The organism is Streptomyces sp. V4I23 (assembly GCF_030817975.1).
In the GTDB taxonomy this organism is placed as follows: domain Bacteria; phylum Actinomycetota; class Actinomycetes; order Streptomycetales; family Streptomycetaceae; genus Streptomyces.
In genome coordinates this window covers 1200778-1219647 of the sequence record NZ_JAUSZW010000004.1, presented here as the reverse complement: position 1 = coordinate 1219647, position 18870 = coordinate 1200778, and the positions used below count along the sequence as shown (strand labels likewise).

16 protein-coding genes are annotated in these 18870 nt (G+C 70.1%); 5 read left to right on the top strand and 11 right to left on the bottom strand.

The features are described from left to right. Positions 1-388 precede the first annotated feature (388 nt). Positions 389-1276, top strand: coding sequence for an oxygenase MpaB family protein (locus tag QFZ82_RS07680; RefSeq protein WP_307712418.1), 888 nt, complete (start codon positions 389-391; stop codon positions 1274-1276). On the opposite strand, the gene QFZ82_RS07675 is transcribed toward QFZ82_RS07680, so the two are convergent. From QFZ82_RS07675 to QFZ82_RS07660, 4 genes are all read right to left on the bottom strand, one after another. Beyond that, positions 1248-2648: a GH1 family beta-glucosidase gene (locus QFZ82_RS07675; protein WP_307712417.1), complete on the bottom strand. Its 1401-nt coding sequence runs from the start codon at positions 2646-2648 to the stop codon at positions 1248-1250. The genes QFZ82_RS07680 and QFZ82_RS07675 overlap by 29 nt on opposite strands. A gap of 51 nt (positions 2649-2699) precedes the next feature. Next, entirely contained in the window at positions 2700-3608 is a 909-nt protein-coding gene (locus QFZ82_RS07670; RefSeq protein WP_307712416.1) for a carbohydrate ABC transporter permease, read from the bottom strand. Beyond that, positions 3605-4552 carry a carbohydrate ABC transporter permease gene (locus QFZ82_RS07665; RefSeq protein WP_307712415.1) on the bottom strand — a complete coding sequence of 316 codons (948 nt, stop codon included), beginning with the start codon at positions 4550-4552 and terminating at the stop codon, positions 3605-3607. The genes QFZ82_RS07670 and QFZ82_RS07665 overlap by 4 nt, the downstream gene beginning before the upstream one ends. A gap of 104 nt (positions 4553-4656) precedes the next feature. Beyond that, positions 4657-5958, bottom strand: coding sequence for an extracellular solute-binding protein (locus tag QFZ82_RS07660; RefSeq protein WP_307712414.1), 1302 nt, complete (start codon positions 5956-5958; stop codon positions 4657-4659). A 255-nt stretch (positions 5959-6213) separates the two neighbouring features. Here QFZ82_RS07660 and QFZ82_RS07655 point away from each other — a divergent pair, with 255 nt between their 5' ends. Beyond that, positions 6214-8982 carry a glycosyl hydrolase gene (locus QFZ82_RS07655; protein ID WP_307712413.1) on the top strand — a complete coding sequence of 923 codons (2769 nt, stop codon included), beginning with the start codon at positions 6214-6216 and terminating at the stop codon, positions 8980-8982. 32 nt (positions 8983-9014) lie between these two features. On the opposite strand, the gene QFZ82_RS07650 is transcribed toward QFZ82_RS07655, so the two are convergent. From QFZ82_RS07650 to QFZ82_RS07625, 6 genes are all read right to left on the bottom strand, one after another. Continuing rightward, positions 9015-10040 (bottom strand): LacI family DNA-binding transcriptional regulator, encoded by a 1026-nt coding sequence (locus QFZ82_RS07650; RefSeq protein ID WP_307712412.1) that lies wholly within the window; start codon positions 10038-10040, stop codon positions 9015-9017. A gap of 414 nt (positions 10041-10454) precedes the next feature. Then, positions 10455-11315 (bottom strand): hypothetical protein, encoded by an 861-nt coding sequence (locus tag QFZ82_RS07645; protein ID WP_307712411.1) that lies wholly within the window; start codon positions 11313-11315, stop codon positions 10455-10457. 48 nt (positions 11316-11363) lie between these two features. Continuing rightward, on the bottom strand, positions 11364-11573 hold the full coding sequence (locus QFZ82_RS07640; protein WP_307712410.1) for a hypothetical protein: 210 nt from the start codon (positions 11571-11573) through the stop codon (positions 11364-11366). Next, complete coding sequence (locus QFZ82_RS07635; protein ID WP_307712409.1) at positions 11570-12829, bottom strand: hypothetical protein; 1260 nt, start codon at positions 12827-12829, stop codon at positions 11570-11572. The genes QFZ82_RS07640 and QFZ82_RS07635 overlap by 4 nt, the downstream gene beginning before the upstream one ends. Positions 12830-12832: 3 nt before the next feature. After that, the gene (locus QFZ82_RS07630) at positions 12833-13159 is read right to left on the bottom strand and encodes a helix-turn-helix transcriptional regulator (RefSeq protein WP_307712408.1); all 327 of its coding nucleotides are present in this window, start codon (positions 13157-13159) and stop codon (positions 12833-12835) included. After that, positions 13159-14277 carry a site-specific integrase gene (locus QFZ82_RS07625; RefSeq protein ID WP_307712407.1) on the bottom strand — a complete coding sequence of 373 codons (1119 nt, stop codon included), beginning with the start codon at positions 14275-14277 and terminating at the stop codon, positions 13159-13161. Before QFZ82_RS07625 ends, QFZ82_RS07630 begins: the two co-directional genes overlap by 1 nt. Before the next feature lie 430 nt (positions 14278-14707). Between QFZ82_RS07625 and QFZ82_RS07620 the strand changes: the two genes are divergently transcribed. Then, entirely contained in the window at positions 14708-15682 is a 975-nt protein-coding gene (locus QFZ82_RS07620; protein WP_307712406.1) for a site-specific integrase, read from the top strand. A gap of 42 nt (positions 15683-15724) precedes the next feature. Here the strand turns inward: QFZ82_RS07620 and QFZ82_RS07615 are convergent, their stop codons facing one another. Then, positions 15725-16660, bottom strand: coding sequence for a LysR family transcriptional regulator (locus QFZ82_RS07615; RefSeq protein WP_307712405.1), 936 nt, complete (start codon positions 16658-16660; stop codon positions 15725-15727). Positions 16661-16799: 139 nt separating this feature from the next. On the opposite strand from QFZ82_RS07615, the gene QFZ82_RS07610 reads away from it, so the two are divergent. After that, complete coding sequence (locus tag QFZ82_RS07610; protein ID WP_307712404.1) at positions 16800-18044, top strand: MFS transporter; 1245 nt, start codon at positions 16800-16802, stop codon at positions 18042-18044. Positions 18045-18142: 98 nt separating this feature from the next. Further along, the gene (locus QFZ82_RS07605; protein ID WP_307712403.1) at positions 18143-18742 is read left to right on the top strand and encodes a cysteine hydrolase family protein; all 600 of its coding nucleotides are present in this window, start codon (positions 18143-18145) and stop codon (positions 18740-18742) included. The last annotated feature ends 128 nt before the right edge of the window (positions 18743-18870 follow it).

Genomic DNA, 18870 nt, shown 5'->3' with positions numbered 1-18870 from the left:
CTTTCCACATGGGCGCAGCTTAGGCGGAAGGTCGGACCGCTCCGAGCGCTGGTGCTGTACAGCAGCGCCGTACCGCAGTCCCGGCAACCGCCCCCGTCCGAGACCGTCCCTCCGAGGCCTCGTAGGCCGGTGTGGCCGTCGCTGACCGATCCGGCCAGAGCTACGGATCAACAGGTCTCTGACGTCCACTACTGACATGCTGAGAGCGCCGGGCGGGACGTGATGGCGCGGGGCCCCCGCGACACCTACCGCACTTGCCCCGAATGCGGGCCCGTCGTGAAGGGGAACCGGCGTACCGAGCAGCCACCCCTTTCACGGGGTGGTGAGTCACACTGGAAGGTGACCGTCACACCGGAAAACCGGACCCCGGCACCACCTGGAGAACCTCATGAGCAGGGCCGCAGCACCCGTCGACCCGCCCCCGCCCGGCGGAGTGCTGTGGAGCCTCGCCGGGGACATCCGGGCCCTGCTGATGCTCCCCGCCGCGCTCACGCTCCAGGTCGCTCACCCGGCCGTCGGCGCGGGCGTCGACGAGCACTCCGTCTTCCGCACCGACCCCTGGGGCCGCGGCGAACGCTCCCTGCGCTCGCTGCAGCTGTGGATCTACGGCGGCGAGGAAGCGGCCGCCGAGGGCCGGCGGCTGCGCGCGCTGCACCGCACCATCCAGGGCACCGACGCCCACGGCCGCCGCTACCACGCCCTCGACCCCGCCCACTACTCCTGGGTCCACGCCACCGGCTTCCCCGTCTACCGGCACGCCGCCCGCTACCTGGTGCGCCCGCTCACCGAGGCCGAGGAGCGGCAGCTGTACGCCGAGTGGCTCCAGGTCGGCCGCGTCCTCGGCATCCACGACCGGGACATGCCGCAGAGCATCGAGGAGTTCTGGCCCTACTACCGCAAGGTGCTCGCCGACGAGCTGGAGGCGACCGTCGTCGTACGCGAACTCGTCGACGTGCACCAGCGGGTGCCGCCTCCCGACCGGGGCCCGCTGCTCCTGCGGCTCGTCCTGCGGATCCTGTGGCCCGTGCTGCTGCCCCCGCTCGCCCGCTTCCGCCGCTTCATGACCGTCGGGCTGATGCCGCCCGACGCCCGCGAGGCCATCGGCCTGGACTGGACGGACGAACAGGAGCGCGCCCTGCGCCGGTTCGGCCGCGTCGTCCGGGTCCTGGTGCCCCTGCTCCCCGAGCGGCTGCGCTACTTGCCGCTCGCCCGGCGGGCCCGGCGCGAGGTCCGCCGGGCCGGCCGGCTCAGGAACTCAGTCCGCCGCGCGCGATGACGTCCGCGTACCAGTGCGCACTGTCCTTGAACGTGCGCCGCTGGGTCGCGAAGTCCACGTGCACGATGCCGAACCGCTTGCTGTAGCCGTAGGCCCACTCGAAGTTGTCCAGCAGCGACCACAGGAAGTAGCCCCGCACGTCGGCGCCGGCCTCGATCGCCCGGTGCACCGCCGCGAGGTGCGCGCGCAGATAGGCCACCCGCTCCGGGTCCTTGACGGCTCCGGACGGGTCGGCGTAGTCGTCGTACGCGGCCCCGTTCTCGGTGATCACCAGCGGCACGCCCGGCAGGTCGTCGCGCAGCCGGGTCAGCAGCTCGTACAGACCCTCCGCGTCCACGGGCCAGTCCATCGCGGTGCGCGGGCCGGGCGCCGGCACGAAGCGCACGTGCTCCTCGGCGCCCGCCCACGGCGACGGCGCCGGCGACGAACCGGCGGCGACGACGGTGGGGGAGTAGTAGTTGATGCCCAGCGAGTCGATCGGCGCCGACGCCGCCTCCAGGTCCCCGTCCCGCACGAACGACCAGTCCGTGACGGGCGCGGTGTCGCGGACCAGGTCCTCAGGAAGCCGGCCGTGGAAAACCGGATCGAGGAAGATCCGGTTGCCGACCGCGTCGATCCGGCGCGTCGCGTCGGCGTCCGCGGCGGAGTCCGAAAGGGGCCGCACCGCGTGGAGGTTGAGGGTGAGCGACACCTCGCACTGCGCGGGCAGCCGGGAGCGGAGCTCCCGCACCGCCCACCCGTGCGCCAGGTTGAAGTGGTGGGCGGCGCGCAGCGAGGCGAGCGGGCTGGTGCGGCCCGGAGCGTGCACCCCGTTGCCGTAGCCGAGGAAGGCGGCGCACCACGGCTCGTTGAGCGTCGTCCAGGTCGCCACCCGGTCACCGAGCGCCCCGGACACGATCCCCGCGTACTCGCCGAAACGCTGCGCCGTCTCGCGCTGCGGCCAGCCGCCGGCGTCCTCGAGCTCCTGCGGCAGATCCCAGTGGTAGAGCGTGGCCACCGGCCGGATGCCCGAGGCGAGCAGTTCGTCGACGAGCCCGCGGTAGAAGTCCAGCCCCTTCTGCACGGCCGGCCCGCGGCCGGTGGGCTGCACCCGCGGCCAGGCGATCGAGAAGCGGTAGTCCGTGACGCCGAGCCGTTTCATGAGCGCGATGTCCTCGCTCACGCGGTGGTAGTGGTCGGCGGCGATGTCGCCGGTGTCGCCGTTGCGGACCTTGCCCGGGATGCGGCTGAACGTGTCCCAGATGGACGGGGTGCGCCCGTCCTCGGCTGCCGCACCCTCGATCTGGTACGCCGCTGTGGCGGTGCCCCAGCGGAAGCCCGCCGGGAACCGGAGCGTCGCCGTTGTTTCGGGGCGTGCGTCGAGCGCGGTCATGAGGATGGAACTCCCAGGAGTGAGACGTCGTACGAGAGGGATGTCGCGAGGTCAGCCCTTGACCGCGCCCTGCATGATGCCGCCGACGATCTGCCGGCCCAGGAGCCCGAAGACCAGCAGCACCGGCAGCGTGCCGAGCAGGGTGCCCGCCATGATCACGGACTGGTCGTGGACATAGCCGCCGCCGAGCTGGCGCAGCGCGACCTGGACGGTCGGCTCCTGCGAGGAGAGGGCGACGATCGGCCAGAAGAAGTCGTTCCAGGCGGCCATGAAGGTCAGCATGCCCAGCACGGCCATTCCCGGCCGGGCGACGGGCACCACGATCGACCAGAAGATCCTGGCCGTGGAGGCCCCGTCCACCCGAGCGGCCTCGATCAGCTCGTCCGGCAGGGACTGGACCAGGAACTGCCGCATGAAGAACACCCCGAAGGCGGAGACGAGTCCGGGCAGGATCACGGCCTGGAGCTGGTTCACCCACTGGAGTTCGGCGATCAGCATGAACAGCGGGATGACGCCGAGCTGCGGCGGGATCATCATCGTGCCGACCGTGACGGCGAGCAGCGCCCCCCGGCCCCGGAAGCGCAGTTTGGCGAAGGCGAACCCGGCGAGCGTGCAGCACAGGACCGTGCCGACGGTGATCGAGGAGGACACGACGAAGGAGTTGATCAGCGCCTTGCCGATGTCGGCCTCCTCCATCACCGCCTCGAAGTTGTGGATCAGGCGGGAGCCGGGCAGCAGCGTCGGGGGCACCTTGGCCAGGTCGGCGTTGGACCGGCTGGCCGCGACGATGGTCCAGTAGAACGGGAAGGCGGAGACGAGGACCGCGAGGATCAGGATCGCGTGGGCGAGCTTCCCGCCGTGCATCGTGCGGCCGGCGCCGGACCGGCCCCGCCGGCGCTTCCGCTCCCTGGGCGTCGTGGTGACCGGCTGTTTCACCGGCGGCTCGGCGAGCGCGGTCATCGGCCTGCCTCCTTGCGGGAACGGCGGCGCGCGATGAGGGCGTTGACCCCGACCAGCACCAGGATCAGCAGGAACATCACCCAGGCGATGGCGGCGGCCCGGCCCAGGTGGAAGAAGCCCCAGCCCTGCTCGTACATGTACAGGCCGAGCGTCTGGTACTGGTGCGAGATGCCGCCGGAGATGGAGCCCTCGAACAGCAGCGGCTCGCCGAAGAGCTGGGTGGCGCCGATGGTGGAGACGATGACGGTGAAGACGATCGTGGGCCGCAGGCCCGGCAGCGTCACGTGGAAGAACTGCCGCCAGCGCGACGCCCCGTCCATCTCGGCCGCCTCGTACAGCTCGCCCGGGATGGACTGCATGCCCGCGAGGTAGATCAGCGCGTTGTAGCCCGTCCAGCGCCAGACGACGATGGTGGAGACGGCGATCTGCGAGGCGAGCGTCCCGGTCTGCCAGTCGACGGGGGAGATGCCGAGGAGCCCCAGGACGTAGTTGACGAGGCCGAAGTCGCGGCCGAAGAGCTGGGCGAAGACGAGCGTGGCCGCGGCCACCGAGGTGGCGTACGGCAGGAGCATCGCCGTGCGCAGGAACGTCCTTCCGCGCAGGCGGTAGTTGAGCAGGTGCGCCAGGCCCAGGGCCATCACCAGCTGCGGCACCGTGGACAGCACCCCGATGGTGAACGTGTTGCGCAGCGAGGTCCAGAAGAACTCGTCGCCCAGCAGCGCGGTGTAGTTGCCGAGCCCGCGCCACTCCATCTCGCCGGGCGTCTGGAGCTCCACCCGGTAGAGCGACACGAACGCCGTGTAGAGGAGCGGGAAGAGGCCGAAGGCGGCGAAGAGCGTGAAGAACGGGGCGATGCAGGCGTACGGCGAGACCTTGCGCCAGGCGCGCCGCACGGCCGGCGGCCTGGGCGGCGCATACGGTTTCGCGGGAGCGGTGAGGGTCACGGTGCGGCCCTTCGGAGGGAGTCGGTACGGGGCGGGGCCCAAGGGGTGTCCGGGCCCGGTCGGGGGCGGGGGAGGTCAGGGACCGGGCCCGGAGGTCGCGAGTGTCAGCCGATGGTGTTGTCGACGCCCTTCTTCGCGTTCGACCACGCCTTGTCGGGTGAGGTGCCCTTGCGCTCGACCTCGCTCAACGCGTTGGTGATCTGCTGGTTCACGTTCTGGTCGTGGACTCCGAGCACCTGGACCGGTGCGGCCTTCGCCGCGTCACCGAAGATCCGCCCGATGGGGGCGTCCGAGAAGTAGGGGTCCTTCGCGTCGGCGACCCGGTCGATGGCGCCCGTCGCCGAGGGGAAGTTGCCCTGCTTGCGGAAGAGCTTGGCCTGCTGCTCGGGGGCGGTGAGCCACTCGATCAGCTCGTACGCCTCCTTCTTGTGCTTCGCGGCGCGCGGGATCGACAGGTAGGAGCCGCCCCAGTTGCCGGCGCCGCCGGGCAGCTTCGCGATGTCCCACTTGCCCTTGCCACCGTCACCGGCCTGGCCCTTGATGTAGCCGAGCATCCAGGCGGGGCACGGGATGGTCGCGAAGGAACCGGCGGCGAAGGCCTGGTTCCACTGCGGGGACCACTGGTCGAGCTCGGCGCTCAGTCCGTCCTGCGCTGCCTCGACGGAGGTGTCCCAGGCGGCCTTGAGGGCGGGGTTGGTCTCCCAGATCAGCTTCCCGGAGGCGTCGTAGTAACGCTCCTTCTCCTGGCCGATCATGATGGAGAACAGGCTGCCGACACTGTCCAGCCAGGCGCTCTTGGCCGGCGCCTTCTCCTTGTACTGCCGGCCCAGCTCCAGGTAGCCCTCCCAGGTCGACCACTTCTTCGCGAGCTCCTCGCGGTCCGTGGGCAGTCCGGCCTCGGCGAACAGGTCGGTGCGGTAGCACATGGCCTCGGGCCCGACGTCCGTGCCGAGCCCCAGCACCTGGCCGTCCTTGCCGGTCGCGGCCGCCCACTTGGCCTCGGCGAACCGGTCCTCGAGCTTGTCCGCGCCATGCCTCCTCAGGTCCTCGAACTTATCGGCCTGCTGCTGGGTGACCGACGCGATCCGCCCCACCTCGATGCCCTGGACGTCGGCGAGACCGCCGCCGCCGGCCAGCCGGGTCTGGAGCGACTTCCAGTAGTCGGCCTCGTCCTCTGTGTCCGTCTGCTTGATCGTGACGTCCGGGTGGAGCTTCTCGTACTCGGCGTAGAGCCCGGCCTCCTTGTAGCCGAAGGATCCGAACAGGTCGACGGTGAGCGTGACCTTTCCGCCCGCGCTGTCGGCGGCGCCGTCGGACGAACCTCCGCAGGCGGCGAGCAGTGCCCCGGCGAGCGCGACCGCACCCAGTCGGACGGCGGCCCTCTTGGCGGCTCGGGCTATGGGCATGGGAAGCCTCCCTTGGCTTCGGGGTGGAGCGAGAGCGTGGGTGGCCGGTACTGCGTGAGAGCGCTCTCAGATCTGCGACTGGAGCGTGCCCGCTCCGCACTCGCCCCGTCAATAGTCGAAGGCGTAACGGCTTGGACTCGGACCCAAGTCCCGTCTGTGTCTCATCTATTGACACGTGCGTTTCAGGAGTTTTACGTTTCGGCCATCTGAGAGCGCTCTCGGCCCCCCAATCCATGATGACGTGAGGTGCCGTCCATGCCAGCCCCCCGCACCGGACCAGCTGCCGCGCTGGTCCTGGCCACCACCCTGGCCGCCGTCGGACTCGGCCCCGCCGCCGCACCCGCGGCCGCCGCCACCGTCCCCGTAGGCTCCGGCAGTTACTCCGACACCCGCCCCGCCGGCACGTCCGGCCCCACCACCAACACCGGCACACCGGTCACCCCCAAGGTCACCGCCGCGGCCTCGGCCCGGCCGGTGCCCACCAACGACTGGTGGTCCTCCCTCGCCTTCCAGCGCTACGGCGACAACCCGTACTCCACTCCCATGTACGGCCACCCGCTCACCTACCAGGCCACCGCCGGCGGCCTCGACGTCGGCTACCCCACCACCCCCGCGATCGTCGGCGACGGCCGCCAGTACGAGTTCGCCCACAAGCGGGACCTGACCATCGGCCTCGCCGGGCTCAACTCGCCCGACACCAAGGCCGACGACTGGTCCGACTGGACCGTGGCCCCCTACTGGTCCGACGGCGCCCGCACGCTGCGCACCACCATCGGGCACGGCCTGCCCTTCGTGTACGCCAAGGGCACCGGCGCGAACGCGCAGATCACCACGGCCGCCGCCCCCACCGTCTTCGCAGACCAGGGCAACGTCCTCGGCATCACCGTCGCCGGCCACCACTACGCCCTGTTCGCGCCCACCGGCAGCGACTGGAACGTCTCCGGGTCCACGATCAGCGCGGGCCTCGGCGGCAAGGACTACTTCTCCCTCGCGGTCCTGCCCTCCACCGACGCCCTCGCGACGTACAAGAAGTACGCCTACAGCTTCGTCACCGGATCGAAGGTCGCCTGGAGCTACACAGGCGGCACGGTGCGAGCCACGTACACGCTCACCACCGAGGCCAGGGAGGGCAGCGAACGCGGCACGCTCCAGGCCCTGTACCGCCACCAGTGGCTCCACACCACCGACCCGCTCACCCCGTACACGTACGTCTCGCCGCGCGGCGCCATGAAGGTCCGCGAGGGCGCGTCGTTCACCACCTCCCAGAAGGCGTCCGGGGTGCTGCCCGCCCTGCCGAAGTCCAACGGTGTGGACGCGGCACGCCTGCGCGGATACCTGAACGAGGTCGTGAACGCCTCCGACCCGTTCTCCGGGGCCACCGACACGTACTGGACCGGCAAGGCGCTCGGCCGTCTCGCCCAGCTCGTGCCGGTCGCCGACCAGATCGGCGAGAGCGCCGTCCGAGACCGGCTCATCGGCCTGATCAAGGGCAGGCTCCAGGAGTGGTTCACCACGGGCGGCGCGTCGGAGTTCTCGTACGACAGGAACTGGCGGACGCTGACCGGCTACCCGGCCTCCTACGGCAGCGACACCGAGCTCAACGACCACCACTTCCACTACGGCTACTACGTCTACGCGGCGGCCGTCGTCGCCCAGTACGACCAGGGTTGGGCCGCCGACTCCGCGTGGGGCGGCATGGTGAAGACCCTGGTCCGCGACACCGCCAACCCCAGCCGCACCGACACCGCCTTCCCCTTCCTGCGCGGCTTCGACGTGTACGCCGGGCACAGCTGGGCGTCCGGCCACCAGGGCTTCGCCGCGGGCAACAACCAGGAGTCGTCGTCGGAGTCCACCAACCTCAGCGCCGCACTGGTCCTGTGGGGCTCGGCGACCGGCGACACCGCGCTGCGCGACCTCGGCACGTACCTGCTGACGACGGAGGCGGAGTCGATCGCGCAGTACTGGTTCGACGCCGACGAGCAGGTCTTCCCCGCCTCGTTCGGCCATGACACGGCCGGCATGGTGTGGGGCAGCGGCGCCGCGTACGCCACCTGGTGGACCGCGAACCCCGAGGAGATCCACGGCATCAACGTGCTGCCCGTGACCGGCGGTTCACTGCACCTGGGCGGCGAGAAGGCGGCCATCCGGCGCAACATCGCCGAGATGGAACGGGAGAACGGCGGCCCGGCCGTCGAATGGCGCGACATCCTCTGGGAGTTCCAGTCGCTCGCCGACCCGGCGGCCGCCCGGTCGAAGTGGGACGCGGGTCACGCCGGCTACACCCCCGAGCAGGGCGAGTCCAAGGCCCACACGTACCACTGGATCAGCACGCTGGACACACTCGGCGCCCCGGACGCCACCGTGACCGGCGACATCCCGACATCGGCCGTCTTCACCAAGGGCACGGTACGGACGTACGCGGCGCACAACCACGGCGCGACGGCCCGCACCGTGACGTTCTCCGACGGCAAAACCCTGTCCGTACCGGCCCGGTCGACCGCGACCGGCACCGGGAGCGGCGGCGACCCGGATCCCCAGCCGCCCACGGGCAACACGTTCCAGCTGCGCAGCGGAGGCACCCTGACGACGGCGACCGGCGGCACGCCGGGCAGCGACACGATCGCGTCCGCGGACGGCGCCAACCACGACGGCACCCCGTACCGGCCGCTGGTCTACGAGGTCCGCGGCGTGACCGGCACGCTCAGGCCCGGCGCCTCGACCGCCTTCCGGCTCCCGGTGGACGCGGGCACCACGGTGGGCCTCGGGCAGCAGGCCCGTGTCAGTTACGACCTCACCGGCGACGGCACCTTCGAGCGGACCGAGACGTACCACTACTTCGCCACCGACCCCCTCACGGGCTGGGAGGAGTACGCGCAGTCGCGCGGGCTCAAGTCGGCGACGGGCACGCTCGGCAACCTCGCCGGCGGCACCGTACGGCTGGAGGTGTGGAGCGCGATCGGCAACGGCACGTCCAGGCTCCGGACCGGGACGGACACCTCCGTGCTGGTGATCCCCTACGGCTGACGGACCGCACGAGAGGCGGCGGGCGCCGGCGATCAGGCCGACGCCCGCCGCACCAGTGTGGTCGGCGTGATGACGGACGCGGGGGTGTCGCTCCCGCTCTCGTTCAGCAGCCGCATCAGGAGCCGGACCATCAGCCGGCCCATGCCCTCGATGTCCTGGCGCACGGTGGTCAGCGCCGGCCGGGTCGTCGCGACGACGGACTCCATGTCGTCGAAGCCGACGACCGCCACGTCCTCGGGCACCCGCACCCCCCGCTCGCGCAGCGTCCGCAGGGCGCCCGACGCCATCAGGTCGTTGGCGACGAACACGCCGTCCACGTCCGGACGGCTGTCCAGCAGCTCGGCCATCGCGCGGGCCCCGCTCTCCTCGGTGAAGTCGCCCTGGCGGATCAGGCCGGGATCGGCGTCGACCAGCACGTCGCGGTACCCGTCGACGCGGTCGAGCGCGGAGGTCTGGTCGCGGGGGCCCGCGATGTGGGCGATGGACGTGCGCCCGAGCGAGACGAGATGGCGCACGGCCTCGCGCGCCCCGCCCCGGTTGTCGCAGTCGACGTACGGCACGTCGGGAGAGGAGCCGGTGACGGGCCGGCCGCCGAAGACGGTGGGGATCTGGGCGCGGCCGATCACGGCGGGCAGCTCGTCGTCGTTGTGCAGCGAGAACGCGAGCGCGCCGTCGACGTGGCCGCCGCCGAGGTAGCGGGCGATGCGGTCGTGATCGCCGGGGCCCTCCACCCACAGCAGCACGAGCTGCGAGTCGTGCGCGGTCAGCTCGCGGCTGATCCCGCGCACCTGCTGCTCGAAGAACGGGTCGGAGAAGATCCGGAACTCCGGCTCCGCGATGATCACGGCCACCGCGCCGTTGCGCCGGGTGACCAGGGTGCGGGCCGCGTGGTTGGGCACGTAGCCCAGCTCCTCGACCGCCTGGCGCACCTTGTCGACCAGGGGAGCCCGCACTCCGGCACCGCCGTTGACGACCCGGGAGGCCGTGGCCCGTGAGACCCCGGCGCGCGCGGCGACGGCTTCCAGCGTGGGACGGGACCCTGCGGTCTGCTCGGGCAAGGCGGGCGCTCCTTGTGTCTGCTCCGTCGGCTGCGAGCCCTGACGCCGCTCAGGATAACTCCTGGCCCGGCCGCCTGAGAGCGCTCCCACCGAGGGCCGTCCGTACGGGCCCGGCGCGGGCGTCATCGGCGGCACCAACTCCTGCGCCAACGCCGAGGACGCGCGGTCACCACCGCGCGCCGTGCCGCCCGCCCCGCCAACGCTCGACGCCGCCGCGCGGTGAGCCGGCACCGGGTGCGCCGCCCTGGCCACCCGCCCCGCCGACGGTGCACGCGGCCCGGGGGCCGGCCGGTCCCCACCGACGATGCCGCCGGAACTCGGGGGTTGAGACTGGTAAGCCCGCATGTTGAGGTGTCGCATATTCTCTGACGGTTTCCAGCTTGACCACCCTGAGTAGTCGGTGGTGCCTACTGATCACTCTGCGCCGTGGTGACCGGGCTCGTAGGGCGGGATCGTCCAGCGCATCGTTGTCTGGCCCGTGGGGCCAGGCTGAAGAGTCACGGGATAGACCTGTCCGAAGCGGCGTTCGCCGCGATGTCGCATCGAGTGGTCGCCGCTGTCCCAGTTGATCCCCAGAACGGAGCAGTCAGCGACCTCGATGGCGCCGATCTGAAGCGGGTGGGTCCAACTCGCGCGGTTGAAGCGGTGGAAGTCGGTGTGCTCATCGACTGCCACCATGACGCCCCGGCCCTGTTCGTCGCCTTTCCAGTCGTTGAGGGCGTCGCCGAGCTTCTTGGCGTCATCTAGCGGGAGGTCGAGCCACCCTCGCACTTGACCGCCGTGTCGCAAGATCAGGTCTCCGCCGAACTGAAGATGGGCGGCCTCCGCGTAGCCTCCCCAGTAGGCGACGTCGGCAAGGCCGTCGGTTGATGGATGGCCGTCTCCGGTCCAGGAGTCCAGGGCAAGCGCGTCACCGAGCACCATGCCGCAACGGTCGACCGGTAGGTCGCCGAGGATGATCGGCTCGTCCCCGGCGGTGCCGGCCCATGGCAGACCGAGATCGATCTCAAGGACTGCGATGGCTGGTCCTCCGTCGAAGGGCGACGCCGCCGTGCCGGCCCGCACCATCAACGGCCTGTCATCGGCGGCGCGAACCGCGACCATCTCACACATCCAGTCGTGGACGTGTCCGCCGCCGATCGATGCCGCGGCCCTTGCGCGCTCGGATAGCGGTCGGCCCAGCTGCGGCCAGTAGTCGATCCACGACGCCATCCCCAATACGAGGACTCCCGACGGCGCCGTCACGACTCCCAGGTCAATGTCAGTCTCAGCCATCCGGCGATTGAACCCTCCTTCTGCTCTCAGGACCAAGGTTCGGCCGGGTCAGCGCCTGTGGTCACCCGGGGCATACCGGTTCCAGGTTCCGCCGGCCTCGGTGACCAGGCGGGTGGCTGTCTTGTCGTGGTAGCCGAGCGCCTTCGCGATGACGGGGGCTGGGGCTTGGAGGACGAGTTGGCGGATCGCGGAGGTCCTGCCGCGCTGTGGCGGGACGCCGATCTTTCGCAGGTGGGCTTGGAGGCTGACCGGATTCATGGGCTGTCCGGGCTGCCGGCCGGGGAAGAGCCACTGTGAGCTCCTACTGCTGGCGTAGGGCAGGTGCTGGCGGGACTGACGTATGCCCGCATGAGGTCAGCGACGGGTCCCGGAAGCGGGGACGGCGGGTCCCCCAGCCGGACGGTGAGGGTGGCCCCGTCGTCGATGACGTCGTCGACGGTGAGGCGGACGATGCGGGTGACGGGTTGCGCGTAGAGGAGAACGAGCGCGGCCGCGATCCGGGCCCGCAGGGGCAGGGAGTCGTCGTTGAGGGTCCGCCGGAGAATGGCGAGTCGGCGGTGCTGGTGCAGCGGCGCTTGGTCCTGGTTGATGACTTGGGGTGGCAGGGTAAGGCGAGGCATCCGGCTCGTCTTCATGCACCAGCGCAGGAACGTCTGGGCCGGGCGCCGGGTGGCTAGCTTCTCCGTGTGCCAGGCGTCGACGTCCGCCTGCTGGCAGTGTTCGAGGGTGCGGCCTCGGTCGGCGAGCCAGGAGAGGAAGGTGCCGGCCTGAGTGATCTCCTGTTTCGCCTGGCCGGTCTGGGAACGTCCCAGAGGCCCCTTCTCGGCCTTGCTCCGCAGGCGCCGCATCTGGTGCCAGGTGGCGAAATGCTGAAGAAGCCGACAGTGTTCAGGATCCTCGATGACGCCGAGCCGTTCGGTCAGCCAGCGCTGGTAGAGCGTGAGCTGTCGGTCGACGCGTGGCAGGACGCCGCTGTCCATCAGCAGGTCACGCAGGTGAGCGACGGTTCGCCAGGGTGTTTCCTGGTGCAGCCCATCGTGGGTGAGCGGGATGGCGCCGGCGGCCAAGCCGTCGAGGAGACGGACGACGTTGGGGTTGCGGAGCCAGATCAGGCGGCTCTTGGGCTGGTCCATCTCCAGCAGGATGGTGACCAGCGGTTGCAGCGGAGGGGCGACGTGGCCAGTGCCGTCGTCGAGGAGACGGCTGAGCGTGTCGGAGAGGGTGCAGCGTTCGCAGAGACGTCCGCCGAGCAGGAGCCCCTCGAAGCCGCAGCGGTCGCAGAAGAAGTCCCGGGCGATGCTGGCGCAGTCGCGGCAGATCGGTGTGCCGTCGGTGTCCCGGCCGGGCAGCAGCCGGTCGGTGCCGCAACGGGGGCAGCTGCCGCGGACGCGCATCGCGCGTTCGTAACAGGTCCGGCAGATCGGACCGTCCGACCACTCGGCGGACTTCGAGGCCCGGCGGCCGCAGCGTGCGCAGTCTCGGATCATCCACCGCTCGTACTCTTCCGGCGTCACCGCTCACCCCTCGGGCGTCAGCCGGACCCGGGTGGGCCGTCGGGCAGCGAGATTGATCGGCGCCTCTTCGCCAGCCGCGCGGCGCGACGGGAGGTTCTGGGCTGAGGTGGTGATCAGGTCGGTGGGCGTGCAGTCGAGGATGTCGCAGAGGGTGGCCAGCACGGGCAGGGAGAGTCGTTCCGGGGTGCCAGAGACCAGGCGGTGGACCTGGGAGGAGGACAGTGTGATGCCGCGTTCAGTCAGGTGTGGCATGAGCTCGGCGACGGTGAACATGCCGCGGGCGGCCATCAGCTCGCGCAGGCGCCATCGGTAGGTGATCTGGCGTGGCATCAGGAGGTCCTTCCCGGCCGCAGAGCGGCCTCGATGGTGGAGTCCAGGACACGCCGCAGGGAGCGGGTGCGGAAGTCGGAGGAGACGCAGGTGTAGATCGCGGTGGTGGAAGCGTGGTCGTGACCGACCTGCTGCTGGACGAACAGCGGGTCGTGGCCGTCCTCGATCAGGTGGGTGATGTAGGACCTGCGCAGCGAGTGGAACTCCAGCGCAGGGTCCAGGCCGACGGCGTCCCGGTAGCTGGCGAAGCGGGAGTCCAGGCGTTGAAGACCGACCCGCGGGCCTCGCTCGGATGGCCACAGGGCCCGGCCGGTCGAATGCCGCATCCCAGGCCGCACCTCGCTGATCCATTCCTCGATCGTGCCGGGCGTCCAGTGCCAGACGGTCAGCACGCTGCGGCGCTTGGGCGGCGACCCCTTCTTGGCCTTGCCGTAGCGGACCAGCAGCGTGCCGTACTCACCGAACTCCCGGCCCTCCGGGTTGCGTCCGAAGTCGGTGAGATCCAGCATTCGGGTCTCGTTGCGTCGCAGGCCGTAGGCGTACGCGACCTTGAACAAGGCGGCATCCCGGAAGGCCGGCAGCCAGCCCTTGCGGCCCTTGCCGCGAACGCGCAAGACTTCCTCGTCGGCATGATCGAAGAATGTCTCCAGCTCAGGCTTGGTGAAGGCCCGTCGTTCTGGCTCGCCCTCGGCTTCGTCGGCGTGCGTCGCGGCGTTCCAGTCGTAGACCACCTGGACTGGGTGAGTACCGAAGTGCCGCAGGCACTCGTCGCTCCAGCCGTAGGCTGGGTTGGTCAGGAATTCGCAGAACTGCCGTACTGAGCCCTGGTAGTTGCGCAGGGTGGAACGGACGCAGCCGTGCACGGCTCGCAGATCGACTGACCATTCGTCGACGTGCTGCGGGGTCCACTGCCAGGGCATCGCATCGGCATGCCGGGTGAACGCCCGGACCGTACGTTCCTGGTCATTGACGTACCCCAGTGAGAGATTCCGGGCGAGCTGCTGGTTGCGCCAGCCCTTGATCATCGCCTCGAAGACTTGCTCGTCCGGCCGCAGCAACGGCAGACCGTCGATCAGGTGCAGCCGAGCAGACCCTGGAATGAGACCGTCCCTACCCATCCGTCATCACTCTCCGTCTATCGCATCTGACGCGAGAATTTCGCATCAGATGCGACTCGGGGGCGTCTTCGCAGTTCAATCGCTCGATGGAGTGAGACCTACAGATGTCCGCCGAGGAGGCCGCTACCGTGGTTCCGAGGTCAGCGTCCCTGGTGGGACCGCTTCCAGACGGTCCCAGACCAACATCCGGGATGGGTGTCGCCTATTCGCATCCGATGCAATTGGCGTCGGGAGGAACATCGGAACGAAAACTGGCGCTAAGCCGCCGTCGGTCCTGGTGGGCTGCTGACGGGGCGCCGGCTCAGGGAGCCGCCTCAAGTTGTCCCACAGATAACACCCCAATATCTGCGGTAGCTTGATCCGTCACCTGCGGTGACGTTCTCCGGCCGCTACATGAAGCGGACCTGTTATCCGCGGCAAGGAGGATAGCGTGCCCACCGTCGTACAGCTGTCGGCCGGGAAGGCGTTGACCGTCCGCGCGGCGGCGGACGTGTTTCTCGACTCGCTCGGCAACCCGAACACGGTCCGGAACTACGGGATCGGGGTTGGCAAGACCGCTGAACGGCTCGGCGAGGGCCGGCCACTGGCGTCGCTCGCGGACGACGAGATCGGTGAGGCCCTGGAACTGCTCTGGGGCACCGCGGCGGTCAACACCTGGAACTCTCGCCGGGCGGGGGTGCTGTCCTGGCTCGGCTGGTGCCGTGAGCGCGGCTACGAGGGACCGATGGTCCCGACTTGGGCGAAGCGGCTGACGGTGCCGGACTCCGAGACCCCGGCCCGCTCGAAGATGGCGGTCGACCGGCTGATCGCGCGGCGCGAGGTGCACCTGCGGGAGAAGACACTGTGGCGGATGCTCTACGAGACCGCGGGTCGGTCCGAGGAGATTTTGGGCGTCAATATTGAGGAGCTGGACTTCGCCGGGCGTCGTTGTCTGGTCAAGGCGAAGGGCGCCCGGACCAAGGCCCGCCGCCGGGGCCAGTCGCGTGAGGACTACGTGCTGGAGCCCGTGTACTGGGATGCCGGCACCGCCCGGCTGCTGCCCCGGCTGCTCAAGGGCCGATCCCGCGGGCCGGTGTTCGTCACCCATCGCCGCCCGGGGCCGGGCAAGGTCGTCAGCCCGCGAGACGTGTGCCCGACCACTGGGCTGGCCAGGCTGTCGTACGGGCAGGCCCGCGCCCTGCTCGACGAGCACACTGCCGTGCGCGGGCCGGGTACGGGCTGGGACCTGCACGAGTACCGCCACTCCGCCCTGACCCATCTCGGCGAACAGGGTGCCTCGCTGTTGATGCTGATGGCGAAGTCCCGGCACAAGAAGCCGGAGAACGTCCGCCGCTACTTCAAGCCGTCCCCCGAGGCGATCGCCGAGCTGACCAGCCTGCTCGCCCCCGGCGACGCCCGCCGTTGACCGCCTGCGCCGGGTAGGGCCGGCTGCGCGGGCGGGGGCCGTTCAGCGCGGAATCACCCAGCCTGGTGCCCAGGTCCCGGCGGCGTCGTGGCCGGCCGCCGTGGCGGCAAGGTGGGTTCGGAGGGTGGCCAGCGCTGGGTGAGGGTTGTCGCGGTGCCAGAGGAGCGAGTGCGGGTAGACGGGCGTCGGGTCGGTCACCGGGATGCGGCGCAGACCGTGGCCCGTGGGCCAGATGAGGCGGGTGTGTTCGCCCATGAAGGTGGCCAGGGCCGAGGTGTCGGCGATGGTGTCGAGGAGTGCGTCGGAGCCGAAGTTGGGGCCGGTCGCCTCGATGGTGAGGCCGAACTCGGCGACGAGGTCGTCGTAGTAGGCGGCCCACTCGGTACCGGGGGCGATGCCGGGCATCCAGATCCGGTGTCCGGTGAGCTGGGCGACGGTCACCGAGCGGGCGCCCGCCAGCGCGTGGGCGGGGCCGGTGAGGAGCTGGAGCGGCTCGTCGAGCACCCGGACGGACTCGATGTCCTCGGGAAGGGGGCTTCCGGGCACTGCGACGGCGCGGAAGGACGCGTCGATCGCACCGGACCGGATGGCGGTGACGGCCGTCTCGACGTCGAACAGCATCATCACGTCGAGTTCGATGTCGGGGTGTGCGCGGTGGAAGTCGCGCATCAGGCCCGACTGCGCGCTGCGCGAGGCGATCACGTCGACGCGCAGCGGACGGTGGCCTGTGCGCACGGACGCGCCCGCACGCTCGGCGACGCGCAGCAGCTCGCGCGCGTGGGGCAGGAATGCCTGCCCATCGATGGTGAGCTCAGCGCCGCGTGGGGCACGGGTGAACAACCGCACGCCGAGGGCGCGCTCCAGCGTGGCGATGCGTTTGGACACCGCCTGCTGGGTGATCGACAGGTCGACAGCGGCTTTCTGGAACTGGCCCGCTTCCGCGACGGCGACGAAGGTACGTACTGCTTCGAGATCCACGCCGACCACATTAGTGAACAACCAACGGTTGTGAATCACAGGCAGATCAGTTGTTTGACCTGCTGCTGTCCTGCCCACTTAGCTCTCCTCGGTCAACGTCAGTTTGTTTGGGTGGGACTTCAAGGGGAGCGCGCTGAGCATGGTGGGCAGGAGACCGTTGGGCCGGCAGTTCGGCTGGCTGTGGTCGGCATATGCGGTGAGCGTGTATGGGTCCGGGCTGGGATTCGGGGCGTTGCCGCTGATCGCCGTGCTGGTGTTGCATGCCGGACCGGCCGAGGTGTCCGCGCTGTCCGCGGTCGGCCCTGCGGTGGGCGCGCTGATCGCGGTGCCACTTGCGCCGTGGGTTGAATTCCGGCGCAAGCGCCCGGTCATGATCATGATGGACCTGGCCCGGTTTGCGGCCATGGCGACGATCCCGGTCGCCTACGCCTTCGGTCGGCTCAGTTTCGTCCAGCTGCTTGTGATCTCGGCCGTGGTCGCCGCAGCCAAGATCGCGTTCAACGCGGCCAGCGGCGCCTACCTCAAGGCCCTCGTCCGATCGGATGACCTGCTCGTCGCCAACGCGCGGTTCGAGTCCACGAACTGGAGCTCTATCGCGGTGGGACCACCGCTCGGCGGGGCGGCGATCGGCCTGTTCGGGCCGGTCACCACCGTGGTGGCCGACGCGCTCAGCTACCTGCTCTCAGCGCTGTGCATCACCGCGATCCGCGGCCAGGAAGAAGCGCCGCGAACGGCCGACAAGAGCCCGGTCCGGGCGGGTGCATTACTCGACGGCTGGCGACACATCATGGGCCACCCCGGTCTGCGGTCGCTCTACCTCAACCAAATGCTCGTCGCCGGTCTGATCATGGCCACCGAGCCGCTGCTGGCCGTGCTTCTGCTTCGCCAGCTCGGGTTCCCGCCCTGGCAGTACGCCCTCGCCTTCGCCGCCCCCTGCCTCGGCGGACTCATCGGCTCGCGGCTGGCCCGCCGTGTCGTGGCCCGCTTCGGCCGGCACTGGGTTTTCCGGACCATTGGCACCCTGCGCGCCATCTGGCTGATCGGCCTCGCCTTTGTCAGTCCCGGCGTCGTCGGCCTCGTCACCGTGATGGCCGTCGAGCTGGCAATCATCATCAATATGAGCCTGTACAGCCCGGTGCTCGCCACCTACCGGCTCGAACACACCCCCAAGCATCTCGTCGCCCGCACCCTGTCGGCCTGGTCGATTGGGCAGCAGGCGTCCATCGCCATCCTCACCGCGCTCGCCGGACTGCTCGCCGACGTCACCAGCCCACGCACCGCTCTCACGGTCGCAGGACTGCTCATCCTGACCACCCCGCTCCTGCTTCCCCGACAGGACCAGACGCCGCAGCACGAGTCGGAAGTGTCCCGCAGCCACTCGTGAGGCACCGCAACTCGCCAACTGAAGCCCGCAGGCCGCAGCCGGTCCGCCGGTGCGCGTCCGCGTCGACCAGGCACACCACCAGCAAGGAGAACACTCGCGTGAGCACTGCGCCCGTACTTGACCCCACGCACACCGCGCTTCTCGTCATGGACTACCAGCCCGCGATCCTGGCCTTTGTGCCCGAAGGCGAGGACCGCAACGCCCTGCTCGGTCGCGTGGAAGGGGCCATCGCCGACGTTCGCGCAAACGGCGGCACCATCGCCTACGTACGCGTCGGCTTCACCGATGCCGACTGGGACGCGATCCCGGCCTCCAACAAGTCCTTCGCCCCGCTGGCCCAACACCACGTCATGCACCACGAGGACCCTGCCACTGCCATCCACGAGCGCCTGGCTCCCCAGGACGGCGACATCATCGTGCGCAAGGTCCGCTACGGCGGCATGTCCACCACCGACCTCGACCAGCAGCTACGCGAGCGCGGCATCACCACTCTGGTCGTCTCCGGCATCAGTACCAGCGGAGTCGTCCTGTCCACCGTCATCGACGCGGCCGACCGCGACTACCGGCTCTACATCCTGTCCGACGGCGTCGCCGACCCAGACACTGAAGTCCACAACGTCCTACTCCACCGAGTCTTCCCCTCACGGGCCCACATCATCGACACCACCGAGCTGCACGCCCTGCTCCGGGATGGCTGACTCGAACCACGAGCCGATCACCCACGGCCGCCGCACCCACCCGGTGTGGCGGCCGCCCACACCCCAGTGCTGGCCCAGCAGCACTGAGCCTCGCCGCCGCCTACCCGCACCCGCCGCGACCTCCGCCG